This window comes from Altibacter lentus, from assembly GCF_000746845.1.
GTDB lineage: Bacteria > Bacteroidota > Bacteroidia > Flavobacteriales > Flavobacteriaceae > Altibacter > Altibacter lentus.
The window spans coordinates 1033198-1050799 of sequence record NZ_KN050846.1 but is presented as its reverse complement, the minus strand read 5'-3'; the positions used below and the strand labels follow the sequence as shown (position 1 = coordinate 1050799).

At 41.7% G+C, this 17602-nt stretch carries 22 protein-coding genes and 2 tRNA genes; 15 read left to right on the top strand and 9 right to left on the bottom strand.

The genetic code is table 11. The features are described 5' to 3' along the window. Nucleotides 1-609: a uridine kinase gene (gene udk / locus JS40_RS05060; protein ID WP_034258869.1), complete on the bottom strand. Its 609-nt coding sequence runs from the start codon at nt 607-609 to the stop codon at nt 1-3. A gap of 61 nt (nt 610-670) precedes the next feature. Then, entirely contained in the window at nt 671-1123 is a 453-nt protein-coding gene (locus tag JS40_RS05055; protein WP_034258868.1) for a c-type cytochrome, read from the bottom strand. A 316-nt stretch (nt 1124-1439) separates the two neighbouring features. Between JS40_RS05055 and JS40_RS05050 the strand changes: the two genes are divergently transcribed. Together JS40_RS05050 and JS40_RS05045 are read left to right on the top strand one after the other, a co-directional pair. Continuing rightward, entirely contained in the window at nt 1440-2060 is a 621-nt protein-coding gene (locus JS40_RS05050; protein ID WP_051957500.1) for a YceI family protein, read from the top strand. 14 nt (nt 2061-2074) lie between these two features. Beyond that, entirely contained in the window at nt 2075-3397 is a 1323-nt protein-coding gene (locus JS40_RS05045; protein WP_084677530.1) for a hypothetical protein, read from the top strand. A gap of 49 nt (nt 3398-3446) precedes the next feature. Here JS40_RS05045 and JS40_RS05040 read toward each other — a convergent pair whose 3' ends face one another. Continuing rightward, the gene (locus tag JS40_RS05040) at nt 3447-4568 is read right to left on the bottom strand and encodes a PQQ-dependent sugar dehydrogenase (protein WP_034258866.1); all 1122 of its coding nucleotides are present in this window, start codon (nt 4566-4568) and stop codon (nt 3447-3449) included. Between the two features lie 770 nt (nt 4569-5338). On the opposite strand from JS40_RS05040, the gene JS40_RS15055 reads away from it, so the two are divergent. The 6 genes from JS40_RS15055 (at nt 5339) to JS40_RS05025 (ending at nt 6843) form a co-directional block, all read left to right on the top strand. Beyond that, nucleotides 5339-5518 (top strand): GIY-YIG nuclease family protein, encoded by a 180-nt coding sequence (locus JS40_RS15055; protein WP_084677439.1) that lies wholly within the window; start codon nt 5339-5341, stop codon nt 5516-5518. A gap of 169 nt (nt 5519-5687) precedes the next feature. After that, nucleotides 5688-5867 carry a GIY-YIG nuclease family protein gene (locus tag JS40_RS15050; RefSeq protein WP_084677439.1) on the top strand — a complete coding sequence of 60 codons (180 nt, stop codon included), beginning with the start codon at nt 5688-5690 and terminating at the stop codon, nt 5865-5867. A 169-nt stretch (nt 5868-6036) separates the two neighbouring features. After that, nucleotides 6037-6276 (top strand): GIY-YIG nuclease family protein, encoded by a 240-nt coding sequence (locus tag JS40_RS05035; protein ID WP_034258865.1) that lies wholly within the window; start codon nt 6037-6039, stop codon nt 6274-6276. Nucleotides 6277-6385: 109 nt separating this feature from the next. Next, nucleotides 6386-6625 (top strand): GIY-YIG nuclease family protein, encoded by a 240-nt coding sequence (locus tag JS40_RS14765; RefSeq protein WP_034258865.1) that lies wholly within the window; start codon nt 6386-6388, stop codon nt 6623-6625. After that, nucleotides 6616-6690 (top strand) — tRNA-Pro (locus tag JS40_RS05030). Before JS40_RS14765 ends, JS40_RS05030 begins: the two co-directional genes overlap by 10 nt. Before the next feature lie 78 nt (nt 6691-6768). Then, a tRNA-Pro gene (locus JS40_RS05025) sits at nt 6769-6843 on the top strand. A 616-nt stretch (nt 6844-7459) separates the two neighbouring features. Here the strand turns inward: JS40_RS05025 and JS40_RS05020 are convergent. After that, complete coding sequence (locus JS40_RS05020) at nt 7460-8131, bottom strand: peroxiredoxin (protein ID WP_034258864.1); 672 nt, start codon at nt 8129-8131, stop codon at nt 7460-7462. A 237-nt stretch (nt 8132-8368) separates the two neighbouring features. On the opposite strand from JS40_RS05020, the gene JS40_RS05015 reads away from it, so the two are divergent. The 6 genes from JS40_RS05015 (at nt 8369) to JS40_RS04990 (ending at nt 13201) form a co-directional block, all read left to right on the top strand. Further along, a complete protein-coding gene (locus JS40_RS05015; protein WP_084677438.1) occupies nt 8369-8953 on the top strand; it encodes an outer membrane beta-barrel protein in 585 nt (194 codons plus the stop codon). A gap of 9 nt (nt 8954-8962) precedes the next feature. Further along, the gene (locus tag JS40_RS05010; RefSeq protein ID WP_034258862.1) at nt 8963-10072 is read left to right on the top strand and encodes a DUF6920 family protein; all 1110 of its coding nucleotides are present in this window, start codon (nt 8963-8965) and stop codon (nt 10070-10072) included. Next, nucleotides 10069-10701, top strand: coding sequence for a Crp/Fnr family transcriptional regulator (locus JS40_RS05005; protein WP_034258861.1), 633 nt, complete (start codon nt 10069-10071; stop codon nt 10699-10701). The genes JS40_RS05010 and JS40_RS05005 overlap by 4 nt, the downstream gene beginning before the upstream one ends. Before the next feature lie 74 nt (nt 10702-10775). Next, nucleotides 10776-11576 (top strand): sulfite exporter TauE/SafE family protein, encoded by an 801-nt coding sequence (locus tag JS40_RS05000; protein ID WP_034258860.1) that lies wholly within the window; start codon nt 10776-10778, stop codon nt 11574-11576. A 472-nt stretch (nt 11577-12048) separates the two neighbouring features. Then, nucleotides 12049-12348 carry a ribosome hibernation-promoting factor, HPF/YfiA family gene (hpf, locus tag JS40_RS04995; protein ID WP_034258859.1) on the top strand — a complete coding sequence of 100 codons (300 nt, stop codon included), beginning with the start codon at nt 12049-12051 and terminating at the stop codon, nt 12346-12348. A gap of 16 nt (nt 12349-12364) precedes the next feature. Next, the gene (locus JS40_RS04990; protein ID WP_034258858.1) at nt 12365-13201 is read left to right on the top strand and encodes a universal stress protein; all 837 of its coding nucleotides are present in this window, start codon (nt 12365-12367) and stop codon (nt 13199-13201) included. Between the two features lie 54 nt (nt 13202-13255). Here JS40_RS04990 and deoD read toward each other — a convergent pair whose 3' ends face one another. Genes deoD through JS40_RS04965 form a run of 5 tightly spaced genes read right to left on the bottom strand, consistent with a single transcriptional unit; the run spans nt 13256 to nt 16254 of the window. Then, a complete protein-coding gene (gene deoD, locus JS40_RS04985) occupies nt 13256-13957 on the bottom strand; it encodes a purine-nucleoside phosphorylase (RefSeq protein ID WP_034258857.1) in 702 nt (233 codons plus the stop codon). A gap of 10 nt (nt 13958-13967) precedes the next feature. Beyond that, on the bottom strand, nt 13968-14612 hold the full coding sequence (deoC, locus tag JS40_RS04980) for a deoxyribose-phosphate aldolase (RefSeq protein ID WP_034258856.1): 645 nt from the start codon (nt 14610-14612) through the stop codon (nt 13968-13970). Beyond that, nucleotides 14612-14911 (bottom strand): thioredoxin, encoded by a 300-nt coding sequence (gene trxA, locus JS40_RS04975; protein WP_034258855.1) that lies wholly within the window; start codon nt 14909-14911, stop codon nt 14612-14614. The genes deoC and trxA overlap by 1 nt, the downstream gene beginning before the upstream one ends. A 46-nt stretch (nt 14912-14957) precedes the next feature. Further along, a complete protein-coding gene (locus tag JS40_RS04970) occupies nt 14958-15839 on the bottom strand; it encodes an RsiV family protein (RefSeq protein WP_034258854.1) in 882 nt (293 codons plus the stop codon). 10 nt (nt 15840-15849) lie between these two features. Then, nucleotides 15850-16254: a hypothetical protein gene (locus JS40_RS04965; RefSeq protein ID WP_034258853.1), complete on the bottom strand. Its 405-nt coding sequence runs from the start codon at nt 16252-16254 to the stop codon at nt 15850-15852. 105 nt (nt 16255-16359) lie between these two features. On the opposite strand from JS40_RS04965, the gene JS40_RS04960 reads away from it, so the two are divergent. Further along, nucleotides 16360-17592 (top strand): PAS domain-containing sensor histidine kinase, encoded by a 1233-nt coding sequence (locus JS40_RS04960; protein WP_034258852.1) that lies wholly within the window; start codon nt 16360-16362, stop codon nt 17590-17592. The last annotated feature ends 10 nt before the right edge of the window (nt 17593-17602 follow it).

Here is a 17602-nt window from a genome sequence, read left to right as displayed (position 1 = left end):
CTATGCTAGTTTTTGATGAATGATGGTTCTAATAAGCTCCACTGCCACAGTGTTATACCTATTGGTAGGGATGATGATATCTGCAAACTCTTTTGTGGGTTCAATGAATTGCTGATGCATGGGTTTAAGCGTTGTTTGATATCGTGTAAGTACTTCAGTAAGATCGCGTCCTCTTTCGGAAATATCTCTTTTTAAACGTCTAATGAGACGCTCATCACTGTCGGCATGCACATATACCTTAATATCGAACATCTCCCGAATTTCCGGGTGTGTTAGGATGAGGATCCCTTCTACAATAACTACTTTTTTGGGATAGGTGGTCACGGTCTCGGAGGTGCGGTTATGCGCTACAAAGGAATAGACGGGTTGTTCAAAAGATCTTCCCGCTCTAAGTTCTTCCAGATGTTCCACCAGTAAATTAAAGTCAATAGCCTGTGGATGATCGAAATTGATCTTTACCCGTTCTTCAAAAGAGAGGTGACTGGTATCTTTGTAGTAGGAATCCTGTGAGATGACGCACACTTCGTCTGCGGGAAGTTCTTCGATGATCTGTTGAACAACCGTAGTCTTACCACTACCTGTTCCTCCGGCGATGCCAATAATGAGCATAGAATTTTAATTTTGACAAAGGTAATGAGATTTGGCCTTTTAGAAGGATTCTGGTTTTTCTTTATTTTGCCACTGCAGCAACTTCTTCTTTGGTAACCGGTTTTGTTTGACTGTTTCCCCAGGAATTCATTACGTAGTTAAGAACATCTGCCACTTCTTGGTCGCTCAGGCCCATGGGGGCCATCACGCCATTATACACAACACCATTAACGGTGATCTCTCCTTGTTGTCCGTATTTTACGGCATGAATGCTTTCGGTTCGTTTTTCGCTTAGCCAGTTGGAATTTGCCAAGGGTGGAAAGTTTCCGGGAATTCCTTTACCATCGGCCATATGGCACTGCATACAGAAATCTGAATACACAACGGCTCCCCGCTCCATGCTTTTTTTCAAGGGGTCCTGGTCATTAGAAGCGACGGTTTCCGCACCTATTTTAAGGGAGGTTTTCTTTTTTTCTGAATTGTTACACGAAACACCTGCAAAATAGATCAACAGAATGCTTAGGATTTTCTTCATAATTTAATGTTGATAAGGGATGAGAATTATAGTTTTTCTAAACTGCATACAACTATTTTAAAAGTGATCACTACATGTTTATAACACTTAAACTACAGAAAAATTTTCGATAAAAAAACTTTGTAAAAAAAACTCATAAGCGTTAACCTTCTTCTTGAATAGCTGCAAAACCGCAAGGAAGTCCTTTCTGGTTTTTACTAAATGTTTGTAATCCTCACTATGATAATTGTCATATTTCTTTCTTCCATTCTATGATTATAGTCATAGTTAGTCATATCTGTCGCCCATACATTTGTATTAAATAAAACATAGCGATATGAAAACGAGACTTCTATTACTTTTCTATTTTTTTCTAAGCAGCAGTGCATTGCTCCTAGCGCAACAATCAGAACAGGCTGATACCAATGTAACAGATAAAGTTCTTTTACAGGAATTCAAGTTGAATGGAAACAAATCCACCTTTCTTATTAAGGGAACTTCTTCTCTACACGATTGGGAAATGATATCAAAATCTTTTAATGGATTCTTCATTGTAGAAAATGCCGAATCTGCGAACCCGACTCTTAAAGACATCCAAGTAACATTGGGAGTAACAACCCTGGAAAGTGATAATAGGGTAATGAACAAGAAGACGTATGATGCTTTAAAGAATGATGAACACCCTAAAATATACTATAAGCTCAAACAAGTGAAGAGTATAAAGGCGGTAGGTAATGATACATACAAAGCCATACTAAACGGGACTTTAACTATTGCAGGTAAATCAAAAGTAGTGGACATTGCGGCCACACTGGTACTAAATAGTACTAAGGTAAGTATTCACGGAGAAAAGGCTTTAAAGATGTCAGATTTTGATGTAGAACCTCCCACCGCATTATTGGGGACACTCAAAACTGGAAACGATATAACAATTGAGTTTAACTTAAACTATTTATAACCATGAAACACTTAATGAAAAAATTAACCGTATTAGGTCTATTCTTCATGTTCGTAGTAAGTTACGGACAAAATAAACGAAGTTTAAATAACTTTAGAGAGCCAAGTAAAGAAGGTATTAATGTCTTTGAAGCTCCCAAAGATACTTCAATAGTTAAACCCTTTGATGGTGTTAAAGTTCGTGTAGGTGGATCATCCGCTTTACAGTTTCAAGCTTTAGACCACGAAAATGGGTTTGTAGCTACAGACGACCCCGCTAACCCTTGGTATGAAATGTTACCTCTTATAGAAATAGGGGATAATTTTAATCTTGCCACAGCCAATTTAGATCTTGATGTTGCTTTGGCAGATGGGTTGCGTATGCACCTAAGAACTTATCTTTCTTCAAGACACCACCCGGAACCTTATGTAAAAGGAGGGTATCTGCAAATTGATAATCTTAACTTTATTCAAGAAGGCATGTTGGGCAACCTAATGAAATATGTTACTGTTAAAATAGGGCATATGGAAAATAACTATGGTGACCAACACTTTAGACGTTCAGATAATTCATCGGCTATCTACAACCCCTTTGTAGGAAACACAATTCTTGATGCCTTTACCACCGAAGTTGGTGGGGAGTTATATTATCGAAACAACGGATGGATAGCAATGGTAGGAGTTTCTAACGGTAAGTTGAACCAAGCTGTAAACAATCCAGAAACTACTTCTCCCTCATTATTAGGAAAATTAGGATATGACAAACAAGTAAATGAAGACTTAAGAGTTAGGCTAACTGGTTCTATCTACAACACAGCACATGCCAGTCGAGTTTATTTATATTCTGCCGATCGCGCAGGATCAAGATATTACTTAGTTTTAGAAGATGAAGAGGCCAATACTACAAGTAACTTTAGATCCGGTAGATATGACCCTGGATTTAGAAATGAAGTTACTGCCATCATGATAAACCCATTCGTGAAATATCAAGGTTTGGAAATATTTGGACTGGTCGAGTTTACCAGCGGGCGTGCAGATTCTGAATTTGAAGATTTCATCACGTTTAAACAAAAGAAACGTGATTGGACACAACTTATGGTAGAAGTGCTCTATCGATTTGGCAGTAACGAAAACTTCTATTTAGGTGGCCGTTATAACACTGCTAGCGGCGAAGAAGCAGGCAGCGGACTGGATGTGACCATCGACAGAATTAATTTTGGCGGTGGGGTGTTCTTAACGAAAAATGTTTTAGCTAAACTTGAGTACGTTTCTCAAACCTATGATGGATTCGCTCCAGGAAATATTTACAATGATGGTAAATTTAGTGGAGTCGTATTCGAATCTGTCATTAGTTTTTAAAAGTTTTTATTGAAAAAAGAAGAAGGTCGTTACTTGGTAACGACCTTTTTTAATTATTGGGTTCAATTTTAACAATTCCTTCTCCTTCAATAGCAATATAGATATAGCCATCCGGGCCTTGTTTTACATTCCTTACCCGTCCCACATCCTCTGCGACCTTTTCGCGATCGACCACCTTATCGCCTTGCAAGCGCAACAGCTCAACGTAATTAAATTTTAAGGACCCTACTAAAAGATGTCCTTTCCAATCGGGGTAGCGATTACCGGTCACAAATGTCATTCCGCAGGGAGCAATGGAAGGCACCCAATAATAGACAGGCTGTACCATTCCGGGTCGCGAAGTTTCATCGGTAAATTTGGTTCCGCTGTAATTTATTCCATACGATACCACCGGCCAGCCGTAGTTGGCACCCTTCTCTACAATATTGATCTCATCACCGCCTTTAGGGCCATGCTCGTGCATCCAGATAGCCCCGGTCTCGGGATGTTTGTCCATGCCTTGTGGATTGCGGTTTCCGTAGGTATATATGGCTTTTATCGCATCCGCTTGATCTGCGAACGGGTTATCGTCCGGGATCCTTCCATCGTCATGCAGGCGATAGATCTTACCCCCGTCCAGCGTGATATCCTGCGGATTGGTATCTCGATCGCCACGATCACCAATAGAAAAATACACATACCCCTGATCATCGAATTCGATACGGGATCCAAAATGTTGCCCCCTCGTGGAATTTGGGGTGGCTTTATATAATTTTTCGATAGAGACAAGAGCATTGTCCTCCAGTTTACACCTTATAAGCGCGGTATTTCCACCCTCACCCTCACCTTCAGAAGAGGCATAGGTAATATAGATCCAGCCGTTATCGGTATAACTGGGATGTAGTTCTATGTCCAGAAGTCCGCCTTGACCACGGTTGTATACTTCAGGGACATTGGCGACGGATGTTTTTTGGCCGTCTTTATAGTGAATGAGCTCGCCGCTTTTTTCAGTAATTAGCATACTGCCATCCGGGAGCCATGTCATTCCCCAGGGATTAGAAAGCCCTTCTACCACTGCTTCGATGGTGTAGGTACGAGCTTCTGTGGTAAGCGCCACATCGTTCTTCTTCTTGGGCTGTGCACAGGCAACGACCAATGGAAGTAATAAGGTGTAAAAATTGATCTTTTTCATAGTATTCTGATTGAATGAAAAGATACTAAAAATGGACTACAATTGAAAAACCCCGATCAGAATTTTGATCGGGGCCTTTGCGGGGGATTTTGTCTACCTGCATGAAAATGAGAACTTCGTTGCAAGGTCTCTGACATACTATATACGTAAAAATGGCAAAACGGATTTTCTTAAACCCAAATATTCATACAGTAAACATGCAGGGAGACGACCTTTGTCAGGCTTGTAGGGGATCACCGGGATATGACCTTAGAATCAATACTTTGCATATTGTATACAGTATAGCTATAATATAGTTATGGTATGCCAATAGCGTAGTTACAGCGTACCTATAGCGTAGTCATAGCGTACTTATAGCGTAGTATCCCCGGTAATAACTCCTATATACCCTATGGATACTTCTACCCTAAAGGCATTGTTAGTTAGGAGCACTCGCAGTATGATGTGGTTACCATCTCGGGATACCGCACGTTCTTACCCGTATTGAGGCTTTAACTGGGTATAGATTCCAGGCGCAAACGTATTGTAAAAAATAAAACAGAATCTCACTTGTCCGGCTTTCAAATTTACCTATTTTTGCACCTTGTTTTTCGGGTCTGTTACTGTTGTATTCCAACAGCGAGCCACAAAACGATTTATTGATGACCATTTCGGGGTGTAGCCCTTCGACGCTGTAAGGTGTCGCTCAGGATAAACTCCGCCCGGTTATCGCGCCACGCTATGGCGTGGAGGTCGTCACGCCGAGGCGTGACCACCCCAAGCTAGAGAAGATGAGAGTATATATTCTTTACAGCAACACACGTTCTAGATATTATGTAGGTCAAACTACAGATGTCGAAAAGAGATTGAAAAGACACAACAAGGGATTAGTTCCATCAACAAAGTATGGCATCCCTTGGAATTTGATTTTGCAGATTGAGGTTGATGATCGGTCTCAAGCCATGATGTAAGAGAAGAAAATAAAGGATCGTGGAGCAAAACGATTTATTGATGACCATTTCGGGGTGTAGCCCTTCGACGCTGTAAGGTGTCGCTCAGGATAAACTCCGCCCGGTTATCGCGCCACGCTATGGCGTGGAGGTCGTCACGCCGAGGCGTGACCACCCCAAGCTAGAGAAGATGAGAGTATATATTCTTTACAGCAACACACGTTCTAGATATTATGTAGGTCAAACTACAGATGTCGAAAAGAGATTGAAAAGACACAACAAGGGATTAGTTCCATCAACAAAGTATGGCATCCCTTGGAATTTGATTTTGCAGATTGAGGTTGATGATCGGTCTCAAGCCATGATGTAAGAGAAGAAAATAAAGGATCGTGGAGCAAAACGATTTATTGATGACCATTTCGGGGTGTAGCCCTTCGACGCTGTAAGGTGTCGCTCAGGATAAACTCCGCCCGGTTATCGCGCCACGCTATGGCGTGGAGGTCGTCACGCCGAGGCGTGACCACCCCAAGCTAGAGAAGATGAGAGTATATATTCTTTACAGCAACACACGTTCTAGATATTATGTAGGTCAAACTACAGATGTCGAAAAGAGATTGAAAAGACACAACAAGGGATTAGTTCCATCAACAAAGTATGGCATCCCTTGGAATTTGATTTTGCAGATTGAGGTTGATGATCGGTCTCAAGCCATGATGTTAGAGAAGAAAATAAAGGATCGTGGAGCAAAACGATTTATTGATGACCATTTCGGGGTGTAGCCCTTCGACGCTGTAAGGTGTCGCTCAGGATAAACTCCGCCCGGTTATCGCGCCACGCTATGGCGTGGAGGTCGTCACGCCGAGGCGTGACCACCCCAAGCTAGAGAAGATGAGAGTATATATTCTTTACAGCAACACACGTTCTAGATATTATGTAGGTCAAACTACAGATGTCGAAAAGAGATTGAAAAGACACAACAAGGGATTAGTTCCATCAACAAAGTATGGCATCCCTTGGAATTTGATTTTGCAGATTGAGGTTGATGATCGGTCTCAAGCCATGATGTTAGAGAAGAAAATAAAGGATCGTGGAGCAAAACGATTTATTGATGACCATTTCGGGGTGTAGCGTAGCCCGGTTATCGCGCCTGCTTTGGGAGCAGGAGGTCGCAGGTTCGAATCCTGCCACCCCGACAAAAAAATCTGAACAGAAATGTTCAGATTTTTTATTTGTACAAGCCTTTAAAATACCTATTTTTGCAATTCCAAATTCGGGATGTGGCGCAGTCCGGTTAGCGTACACGGCTGGGGGCCGTGTGGTCGCAGGTTCAAATCCTGTCATCCCGACTAAATAAAAGCTTTGGTTTTTGTAGAAAGTTTACTTTCTTAAAAAAACTAAGGCTTTTATTTTTAAATAAAGCAAAGCTTTATTTGCACTGAGGGTTTATTAGGATTCTATAAATCCCTTTTTGTGTATTATAAATTTCTTAAAAAAACTAAGGCTTTTATTTTTAAATAAAGCAAAGCTTTATTTGCACTGAGGGTTTATTAGGATTCTATAAATCCCTTTTTGTGTATTATAAATTTCTTAAAAAAACTAAGGCTTTTATTTTTAAATAAAGCAAAGCTTTATTTGCACTGAGGGTTTATTAGGATTCTATAAATCCCTTTTTGTGTATTATAAATTTCTTAAAAAAACTAAGGCTTTTATTTTTAAATAAAGCAAAGCTTTATTTGCACTGAGGGTTTATTAGGATTCTATAAATCCCTTTTTGTGTATTATAAATTTCTTAAAAAAACTAAGGCTTTTATTTTTAAATAAAGCAAAGCTTTATTTGCACTGAGGGTTTATTAGGATTCTTTAAATCCTGTCCGCCCACTTCAGATTAAAATACTCTGTTTTATCGTATGACCTTCTTTCAGTATACTACTAAAAAACTTAGTCCATGCTTCCGAAAATAATTTACCTATCTGCTTCCGTTAATTCTTTTTTTACAAGATAGAAATCAATTTTCTCATGGGAGGTATTTGAAACACGCTCCTCCATCTCTTCCAGGGTCTTTGGAGGCGGTACTATTACTTTATCCCCTTTTTTCCAATTGAGAGGGAGGGCTACTTTGTGTTTATCTGACACCTGTAATGCTTGTAATACGCGCAAAATCTCATCCATGTTGCGGCCCACATTCAAAGGATAGTACATGACCAAACGAATCTTCAAATAGGGATCAATAAAGAAAACGGCGCGTACAGCAGCAGTTTCACTTTCATTGGGTTGCAACATGCCATAGAGCTTCGCCACCTTCATGTCGATGTCTGCTATAATGGGGAAGTCCAGATATACATTGGTTTTTTCCTTTACGTTGTTCACCCAGGCGAGATGCGAATGAATGCTATCGATACTTAAACCTATTAACTTTGTGTTCAGCGCCTCGAACTCTTTTTTTCTTTCGGCAAAACCGCTAAGTTCGGTGGTGCATACCGGAGTGAAATCGGCCGGATGTGAAAATAGTACGACCCATTTTCCGTCTGCGAATTCTGAAAAGTTCAACTTTCCATGTGTCGTCACTGCATTAAAATCCGGTGCGTCATCTCCAATACGCGGCATAGTGCTTAATTCATTTTCTTGAATTTCCATAGTTCTTGAATTTAATGATGTTTAATGATGCTAATGTAAGATACCCTCTTGTTCACGACAGCAACTTATGTTACACAGTATTGAACACCGTCGCTTTGTACATCTTATAAAGGTATGGCTGTTTCTCGTTTACAACTATGACTTACATCATACCTCTTTTTCTTCTGAAAACTGAGCGTTATCATGGTAGTTCCGGAGATCATGAGCTACATTGTACCAGCTTAAAAAAAATTCAATATGAGACATGTAGCGATTACACTATGCTTCACAATGTTGCTTTTAGGCAGCAACACTGCATTATCACAAAACAAGTGGTCGGCTGAGTTCCGACCCGGGATTAACTTTCCTACACAAGAGATCAATGATTCGGAACTCAACACGGGTTTCGGATTTGAAGTCAAGGTTTCATACCACCTCATGCCGCATCTATCGGCATACGGTGGTTGGGGATGGAATCAATTTAAGCTGGAGGAGCGTTCTTTTGGAGATCCCAAGATAGACCTTGAAGAGACAGGGTACACCTTTGGCTTCGAATTGACCATTCCGCGGGGAACAGCTCCTATTTCATTTTTTGTGAATGCCGGAGGGGTTTACAATCATTTCGAATTCGAGAACAATCAAGACGGCACTGTTATAGACAGCGACCACGGACTGGGGTGGCAGGTAGGAGGAGGAATGGCATACGAATTCATCGAGAACTGGTTCCTCCGTCCCGAACTGCGCTATCGAAGTCTGTCCAGAGATTATACCGTAGCAAACACCCCCGTTGAAAGTTCGTTGCGCTATGTTGGCTTCGGAATAGGTGTGGCTGCTACATTTTAAGTAGGGAACATGAAAGTAGTATTTGTCATCCTGCTCGCTTTACACGGATTGATCCATTCCATCGGATTCGTAAAAGCATTTGAACTGGCCACGATCGATCAGTTTCAAACATCGGTCACAAAACCGCAAGGAATACTATGGGGCTTGGCGACATTGCTTTTTCTGGTAGCGGCTGTACTCTTCTTATTACGGCAGGAATATTGGCCTGTGGTTGCACTTATAGCAGTGATCGTATCTCAAATTTTAATTGTACTTTTTTGGAAGGATGCCAAGTTTGGAACAGCGGCAAATATTATTGTGTTGGTCGTTGCCACGATCGCGTTTGCATCTAATATGTTTGAGAAGCGCACGAACAAAGAAGTGAGCATGCTGTTTGGGGAAACCGGGATTGATGCTAAGGCATTGATCATAGCCGAAGATCTACACGAACTTCCTGCCGTGGTTCAAAAATGGTTACATCATTCCGGCGTTCTATGGAAACCCGCAATTGCTGCCCTGCGACTGAAGCAGCGTGGTGAAATGAAAACGACAGGTGAAGGCGTCTGGATGCCTTTTACAGCCGATCAATACATTAGTCTTACAGATCCCGGGTTTGTATGGACCACACGGGTACAAATGAACAAACCCTTATTTTTATTGGGTCGAGACAAACTTTACAAAGGTGAAAGTGAGATGCGTATTTCGTTGCTTTCTTTATATAATGTGGTGGATGAAGGTCCTAATGCGAAGATCGATTCCGGCGCCATGCAGCGTTTCTTGGGAGAAATGTGCTGGTATCCTTCATTTGCAGCAAGTAAATTCGTGAGCTGGGAAGAAGTAGATGCAACTTCGGCGAGGGCTACGCTTCGGTTGGGAGATAAAGAAGTTTCGGGACTTTTTGTTTTTTCCGAAGAAGGAAAACTTCTTACATTTGAAGCAGACAGGTATTACGGAGGGACTGAGGATGCCAAGATAGAAAAGTGGATTATTACCGTAGATTCCTATAAAGAATTCGGGGGTTACTATATTCCCAATAAATGCAGCGCCACCTGGAAACTGGAGACGGGAGATTTTACCTGGTTAAAACTGGAGATCACAGAAGTGGATTACAATAACACCCTCTTATACATGAACAAATGATTGAAGCACTGAAAGAACATTACGGATCGTTATTCGAGACCGAACTGCTTGAAGAAATTGCCGAGGTTGGTATCTTTAAAGAAGTACCCGAAGGTCATAAGTTCATCGAGATTGGGGAGTATGTTCGTTCCATGCCATTGCTGCTTTCAGGGGCGATAAAAGTGTTAAGGGAAGATAACGACGGCGATGAGTTGTTGCTTTATTTTTTGGAAAGAGGCGACACCTGTGCTATGACCATGACCTGCTGTATGGGACAAACCAAAAGTGAGATCCGGGCCATCGCCGAGCTGGACACACAACTCATCATGATCCCTGTTCAGAAAATGGAAGAATGGACCGGAAAATACAGATCGTGGAGAAATTTTGTATTCGAAAGCTACCACGACCGCTTTAATGAACTCCTGCACACGATCGACAGTATTGCTTTCTTCAATATGGATGAACGATTGCTTAAATACCTTCAGAATAAAGTAAAAATAACCCAGGAGGATTTGCTGAACACCACCCACCAGGAAATTGCCTATGAGCTCCACACATCCAGGGTAGTGATCTCTCGCTTGCTGAAAAAACTGGAGAATTTAGGAAAGATAGAACTCCATCGAAATAGCATAAAAGTAAATTCTTTATAACTTCTCTGTAACAATAGTTACTTCTTTATAGTATCTTGCCATCTACTTTTGCCAAAGATAGAGTCGATTAAAAAGTGGAAATAACCGAAATTTTAGGATACATAGGGGCATTGTTTATTGGGGTCGTTCTGGGTCTTATTGGAGGGGGTGGGTCCATACTTACCGTGCCTATTTTCGTATATCTGCTGTACATCAATCCGGTAACCGCTACGGCATATTCCTTATTTGTAGTAGGGCTTTCGGCCTTGGTTGGGGCCTTTCAAAATATGAAGAAGGGGCTCGTCGATTTTAAGACCGCCATTGTTTTTTCTATTCCGGCTTTTATTGCCGTGTACATCACTCGAAAATTTATCGTGCCCGCAATACCGCAAACACTTTTTACGGCAGGTGATCATGTGATCACAAAAAATGTAGGTATCATGGTATTTTTCGCCATTATCATGTTGTTAGCTGCGATCTCCATGATACGGTCCAATGGCAAAGAGGGTGTCGAGACGACGAAGGTGCAATTCAATTATCCCTTGATTGTTATTGAAGGTCTGGGGGTTGGGCTGCTCACCGGAGTGGTGGGTGCAGGTGGAGGATTCCTCATCATTCCTGCCTTGGTGTTGCTCGCTAAACTACCTATGAAAAAAGCAGTCGCCACATCCTTGTTGATCATTGCAATCAAATCCCTTATTGGTTTTATTGGCGATATTGAAAATCTGGACATCGACTGGACCTTCTTACTAAGCTTTTCAGCCTTGTCGATCGGAGGGATCTTTGTGGGTATATGGTTGAATAACTTCATCGACGGGAAAAAGCTTAAAAAGGGCTTTGGATGGTTTGTCTTGCTAATGGCCTTATATATTATTCTCAAGGAATCCTTTCTGTAAACTTCGTGTAACAAAAGTTACTGTGGTTTGCAATAATTACTACAATCTTTGTCGTAGCTACAAGAAAGCTTATTACTAATCCTTACGGCAGGTGTAACCTTACATCGATAGTGCAAAGCGGAATAATGCTTCAATAAAATATATATTGGTAATACATTTTCACGCCGACTTTGTTGCGGCTGGGACAACCTAAAGGATGTAGAGGGCGGCTTTCAAGCGATCGCACAGACCAACGTACCCAGATCGGAGTGCGTTGGTCCAACGACCTTAGGCTAATGATTGCATCCGGCCGGGGTGAGGCCTGTCCGGATGGTTTTTGGTTGATTTGTTGAAGAATAGCCCGGCGAGCGCCGGGCTATTTTTTATATTGGAAATCCAAACAGTTAAGTGCGTTCACCACCCTATGATATTTATCATTTTATATCCCTCTGTGCTGAAGTATTTTTATGCTATATAAATTAAACAATTAGCTATGACCATTCGAATCCAGTTTGTCAAGATCCCTACCAGCGAAACAATGTCTAACTATGCGACCAAAAAGCTTGAAAAACTTGCAGCCAAATTTCCATGGTTGATCAATGCCGATGTCTATTTTAAAGTGGCAGATACCGCTTCGGGGACCGTACATAGTTGTGAGATCGAATTGAGTGCTCCGGGTCCCAGAATATTTGCCAGTTCTACTGAAAAGAATTACGAACTGGCGGTGAAGAATACGATATCCGACCTTCAGAAACAATTAAAGAAACGCAAAGCCACCTTTACGGCTCACTAATCTAAAAATAGAACAGATGAAAAAAATTCTAGTACCCGTCGATTTTTCAGAATATTCAGACTATGCCCTTGAAGCTGCGGCTTCCATAGCCAAATCTCAAGATGCCGAGATCATTGCGCTGCACATGATGGGCCTTTCGGAAGCAGTGATCAATAAGGACGAATCCAAGGAAGTCTTTGAAGCCATGTACTACTTGAAATTGGCACAAAAACGATTTGAGGAGTTCTTAGATAAAAAATACCTAACAGATGTTAAGGTAACAGACACCGTATACAATTACAAAAACTTCAACGAGATCAACGATGTGGCAAAGGAGCACGGAGCCGATCTAATTGTAATGGGATCTCATGGTACCAGCGGATTCACAGAGGTGTTTGTTGGCTCTAATACCGAAAAGGTAGTGCGGACTTCAGAGATCCCGGTGCTGGTCATTAAAGGCAACCCCAAACAATTCTTATTGGAAAATGTGGTGTTCGCCTGCGATTTTGAAAAGGAAAGCATTCGCGCGTATCAAAAGGCAATGAAGCTCTTTAGACAATTCAACACCAACGTGTATTTGTTGCATGTCAATTTGCCAAACGAACGTTTCAGAAGTACTTCAGAGATCGAAGAAAAAGTAAGAGAGTTCCTGTATCAAGCCGATCTTGGAAATTTAGATTCTCTTGACAATGTTGTCTATGTTGCAGATTATTCGGTGGAAGACGGTGTCTTCAGCTATAGCAATAAAATAAATGCAGATGCGATCGCTTTAGCCACACACGGAAGAAAAGGACTGGCGCATTTTTTCTTCGGAAGCGTAGGCGAGGACCTGGCAAATCATTCAGATATTCCGGTACTTACTTTTAAGATCTAGTTTCAACCAATTAACTAAGTTTTTTGCAAGAGGTTTCAGCAATGGGACCTCTTTTTACGTTACCGTATGGAGCGCTATCTCGATCATAGTGCTAAAGGTAGATTCTCTATCGTCTGCCGAAACCTCCTTTTTAGATACCAAAGAGTCTGAAATAGTGAGAATAGCCAGTGCCTTGACCTTGAATTTAGCTGCAATAGTGTACAGTCCGGCCGCTTCCATCTCGACGCACAACACTCCAAAATCAGCCCATTTTTTATACGAATCGAAGTCATCGTCGTAGAATTCATCTGCCGAAAGCACGTTGCCGGCTTTTATGGGGATGCCCTGGGCTTCGGCGTATTTCGCTGCCTTCATAAAAAGCTCGAAATCTGCGGTGGGGGAATAATCTGAATTGATAAAACGTGAGTTGTTGATCCCCGAAGTAGAAGAAGCGGCCATGGCAATAACAATATCCCGCAACTGGATATCGGGTTGATACGACCCGGCGCTGCCCACACGAATGAGGTTCTTCACGCCGTAATCGTTTATTAGTTCGTGACAATAGATAAGTGCCGAAGGGATTCCCATACCCGTTCCCTGTACAGAGATTCTTTTGCCATGATAGGTTCCCGTATACCCCAGCATGCCGCGAACATCATTATAACAAACGGCATCCTGCAAAAATGTATCGGCGATCCACTTTGCACGCATGGGATCACCCGGTAACAAAACCGATTCTGCGATCGCTCCTTTCTTGGCTTCAATATGTATGCTCATGCTGTTTTTTTTAGGTTTCTGAAACAATTGCGATACCCGATGAGGTGCCAATGCGACTCGCCCCCAGTGTTATGAACGCACGTGCCGCGGCCGCATCTTTTATTCCTCCTGAAGCTTTCACTTTAACAGCGGGCCCTACTTCTTCCAACATAAGGGCAACATCGTCCCGGGTTGCACCGCCCGTACCAAAGCCTGTCGAGGTCTTTACATAATGTGCACCCGCTTTTACGGCTATATTACAGGCAATACGTTTTTCTTCATCGGTGAGAAAACAGGTTTCAATAATGACCTTGAGAACGGCCTCTCCAATACTTTCTTTGACAGCGGTGATCTCTTCGCGAACACTTTTGTATTGATGTGCTTTTAAGAGGCCAAGGTTCATGACCATGTCGATCTCATGGGCCCCATCTTTAATGGCACGCTTTGCTTCGCTTCGTTTCGATTTGCTCGAGGCTGCCCCTAAGGGAAATCCAACGGTCGCTGCTACTTTTACGGGTGTGTTTAAAAGCTCGTTACTCGCAAGAAAGACATAACAGCTGTTTACGCAAACGGCATAAAAATGGTATTTTTTTGCTTCCTCACAAAGTTGCACCACATCTTCTGGTGTGGCAGTAGGAGAAAGTAAGGTATGATCGATATATCGCTGTAACTCCATTAATTATGTGCGTTTATAGCTGCGATGATCGCATCCTTTTGCAAGACACCCGACTGGCGCCAGCGTTGCTGCCCGTCTTTAAAAAGCAAAAGTGTGGGAACTCCCCGAACATTGAATTTAGCCGCGGCCGCTTGATTTTTATCCACGTCTATCTTTACGATCTTTATGGTATCTCCCAGTTCGTCTTTAACTTGTTTCAGGATGGGTGCGAGCATTTTACAGGGACCACACCAATCGGCATGGAAGTCTATAAGCACAGGAGTTTCAGAATCTATTATGGTACTAAGGTTTTGTTTCATACTAACGGTTTTGTGATATAGAAAGGTAGTTCTTTCCGAAGAAATATTAACCCAAAAGCGGATTGTTCTTATACTTTCGAAGCACCGGAAGCAACTTTGTTAAGGGTATTTGAATAGAATAGGTTCCCGTATAGGAAGGACATATTACACAGTCGTCAAAATAGAATTCCACCATATTATCATCGACAACAAAATTGTTCTTGTATTCAAAGAAATCGTCTTCAGAGATCTCCCAACAATCGTAGAAGAATTCGCCCGAAGCGATCTTCTCGTTCAATAATTCGTTCAGGATCTTCCGCAGTTCTTCTTCGGAGCCATCGATAAAGAAATCCTCATAGTTCATGAATACCGAACGCACCAGATCGAAATTTAGACAGTCGAATGTGTAAGAAGGATGCATGGCACCGGCATAGTAGTTCTCTTTGTAGAAAAGCACGCTAATTAGCTTTTCGTTAATAGCATAGATCTTGTAATCTACCTTTCGCTTTTCCCGGTAACGATTGGTGCGCAGCGTATCACAGTACAGTTCCTTATCTTCCAGGATCTGTGCTTCCACCCCTTTTATATCGATATAGTACTTTTGGAGGTATTCATTAAAATTATTGTAGGAAGGCTTCAGGGATTCATTAAGATACGGATATTTAAAATCCAGCACATACAGATCTTCCTCTTTAAAAAAAGACTTTGCAGTTACCAGTTCTTCAAGCTCCGATCGTTCATCCTCTTTCTGGATGAGTTCCGTTCGCTTGATCTCTATGGTCTGCTGTTTTTTTAGGTCGGAATCTTCCAGTGATCTCACGAGGGAGTCTTCCACAGGATCTGTGGCGTCTTCAATAAAAGTTCCATCTCCCTTTTTATCGGGGTCGTTTTTACAGCCGAAGAGGATTGCTACAAGGGTTACTGCTAGAATTACTCTTAGAATATGCATGATTTGCTTTTTAAGAACTGAGGGTTAATTTTAATTTGGAAAGGAGAACCAATTCCGATTTGTTGGTGCCGGCAAAGGCATCGGCGATGGCATGCGCCGTTTTCCAGATAAGTTTCTTTCGCTTGTCGTCAAAAAGGTTCTCATGCTCCATTTTGAACTCGCGAAATTCTTCAAAACAATCATCGGCTTGGGCATTGTTGTAATCAAGCCATCCAAATACGATCTCGATCTGGAATGCCGCATCGCTGTGAAATTCATCTTTAACTTCATCTACGTTCATCCAGTGCGATGAAACTATGTCCAAAAGCATATCATATTCGGCTTTGCGAACGACGTTATCGGCAGCCGCCACGGCGTAAAAAAGTTTTCCAATCTTTTGGTAGAATTCCAATTCGGCCGGATGTGTAGTGTCCATAATTTCAGTGTTTTAAATATTGGTTAAAAATAACAAATTCCGCCGGCATGTTTTATGATAAAAATCAGTTCCGATAACTCTATTAAAATCATTACATTTGGGGGAATGAAGGTTTTTGAAGAAAAAAAGGACACCATTTTCAAACTTCTTTCTGAAGCTATTTCTGAAGGAATCATTATTGTAAATGCCCGTCAAGAAGTGGTTGCTTCAAATGGGGCTGCCAATGCCATGTTCGGGTACGAGGGCGATGAATTGATCGGGCAATCTTTAAATCTTCTTATTCCGAAGGAATACCACAAAAAACATGAGGGACACTTTGAAGCGTTTGTAGAAAATAGTGACAAGCGACAGATGGGACATGGGCGTGATCTGTATGGGTTGCGGAAGGATGGTAGTGTCTTTCCTGTAGAAGCCGGCCTCAACCCTTTCGAGATCAATAAGAGTACCTACGTGATGGCCTTGGTGAGCGATATTTCCGTACGGAAGCAACAAGAGAAGGAAATAAGAGTGCTCAATGAGAGCTTGGAGCAACGGATCGAACAACGTACGAAAGAGCTTCACAGCACCATCATCGAATTGAAAGATGAGGTAATCAAGCGAAAAGAGGCAGAGAACAAGATGAAAGAATCGCTTCGCAAGGAACGTGAATTAAACGAGTTAAAGACAAAATTCCTCTCCTTGGTCTCTCATGAATTTAAAACACCCTTGAGTGGGATCCTTACTTCGGCTACTTTGGCGAGAAAATACACCCAGACCGAGCAACAAGAAAAGCGGGAAAAGCATTTAAAGACCATTCAAAGTAAAGTGAAATACCTCAATAATATCCTGGATGATTTCTTATCCATAGAGCGTATTGAAACGGGTAAAGCTACCTACAAATTTAGCGAGTTCCCTTTGAGTAAGGTGATCAATGAGGTGATCTACGACGCGAACATGTTGTTAAAAGACGGGCAAAAGATCAATTACCCTCAAAATATTGATGATATCGTGATCGAGTTTGATGAGAAGATACTGGAACTCATTCTAACGAATTTAATTAATAACGCGATCAAGTATTCTCCGGAGCACACGGTGATCGATGTTCAGATAAAATTGAAAAAGGACGATTTGTCGATTTCTATAACAGATGAAGGAATGGGTATCCCCGAAAAGGAACAAAAATTTATATTCAATAGATACTTTCGGGCCGAGAACGCCCTTTTGGACCAGGGCACCGGAATTGGCCTCAATATTGTGAAAAGTCATTTAGAAAACTTGGGCGGTACTATCGTGTTCAGCAGTAAGGAGCATAAAGGGAGTTCCTTTACCGTGGTCCTTCCCATAAAACATAATTCATAATGAAGCGTAG

Coding starts and splice junctions, on each gene's coding strand:
- udk (WP_034258869.1), bottom strand. CDS start 609: ATGCTCATTATTGGCATCGCCGGAGGAACAGGTAGTGGTAAGACTACG.
- JS40_RS05055 (WP_034258868.1), bottom strand. CDS start 1,123: ATGAAGAAAATCCTAAGCATTCTGTTGATCTATTTTGCAGGTGTTTCG.
- JS40_RS05050 (WP_051957500.1), top strand. CDS start 1,440: ATGAAAACGAGACTTCTATTACTTTTCTATTTTTTTCTAAGCAGCAGT.
- JS40_RS05045 (WP_084677530.1), top strand. CDS start 2,075: ATGAAAAAATTAACCGTATTAGGTCTATTCTTCATGTTCGTAGTAAGT.
- JS40_RS05040 (WP_034258866.1), bottom strand. CDS start 4,568: ATGAAAAAGATCAATTTTTACACCTTATTACTTCCATTGGTCGTTGCC.
- JS40_RS15055 (WP_084677439.1), top strand. CDS start 5,339: ATGAGAGTATATATTCTTTACAGCAACACACGTTCTAGATATTATGTA.
- JS40_RS15050 (WP_084677439.1), top strand. CDS start 5,688: ATGAGAGTATATATTCTTTACAGCAACACACGTTCTAGATATTATGTA.
- JS40_RS05035 (WP_034258865.1), top strand. CDS start 6,037: ATGAGAGTATATATTCTTTACAGCAACACACGTTCTAGATATTATGTA.
- JS40_RS14765 (WP_034258865.1), top strand. CDS start 6,386: ATGAGAGTATATATTCTTTACAGCAACACACGTTCTAGATATTATGTA.
- JS40_RS05020 (WP_034258864.1), bottom strand. CDS start 8,131: ATGGAAATTCAAGAAAATGAATTAAGCACTATGCCGCGTATTGGAGAT.
- JS40_RS05015 (WP_084677438.1), top strand. CDS start 8,369: ATGAGACATGTAGCGATTACACTATGCTTCACAATGTTGCTTTTAGGC.
- JS40_RS05010 (WP_034258862.1), top strand. CDS start 8,963: ATGAAAGTAGTATTTGTCATCCTGCTCGCTTTACACGGATTGATCCAT.
- JS40_RS05005 (WP_034258861.1), top strand. CDS start 10,069: ATGATTGAAGCACTGAAAGAACATTACGGATCGTTATTCGAGACCGAA.
- hpf (WP_034258859.1), top strand. CDS start 12,049: ATGACCATTCGAATCCAGTTTGTCAAGATCCCTACCAGCGAAACAATG.
- JS40_RS04990 (WP_034258858.1), top strand. CDS start 12,365: ATGAAAAAAATTCTAGTACCCGTCGATTTTTCAGAATATTCAGACTAT.
- deoD (WP_034258857.1), bottom strand. CDS start 13,957: ATGAGCATACATATTGAAGCCAAGAAAGGAGCGATCGCAGAATCGGTT.
- deoC (WP_034258856.1), bottom strand. CDS start 14,612: ATGGAGTTACAGCGATATATCGATCATACCTTACTTTCTCCTACTGCC.
- trxA (WP_034258855.1), bottom strand. CDS start 14,911: ATGAAACAAAACCTTAGTACCATAATAGATTCTGAAACTCCTGTGCTT.
- JS40_RS04970 (WP_034258854.1), bottom strand. CDS start 15,839: ATGCATATTCTAAGAGTAATTCTAGCAGTAACCCTTGTAGCAATCCTC.
- JS40_RS04965 (WP_034258853.1), bottom strand. CDS start 16,254: ATGGACACTACACATCCGGCCGAATTGGAATTCTACCAAAAGATTGGA.
- JS40_RS04960 (WP_034258852.1), top strand. CDS start 16,360: ATGAAGGTTTTTGAAGAAAAAAAGGACACCATTTTCAAACTTCTTTCT.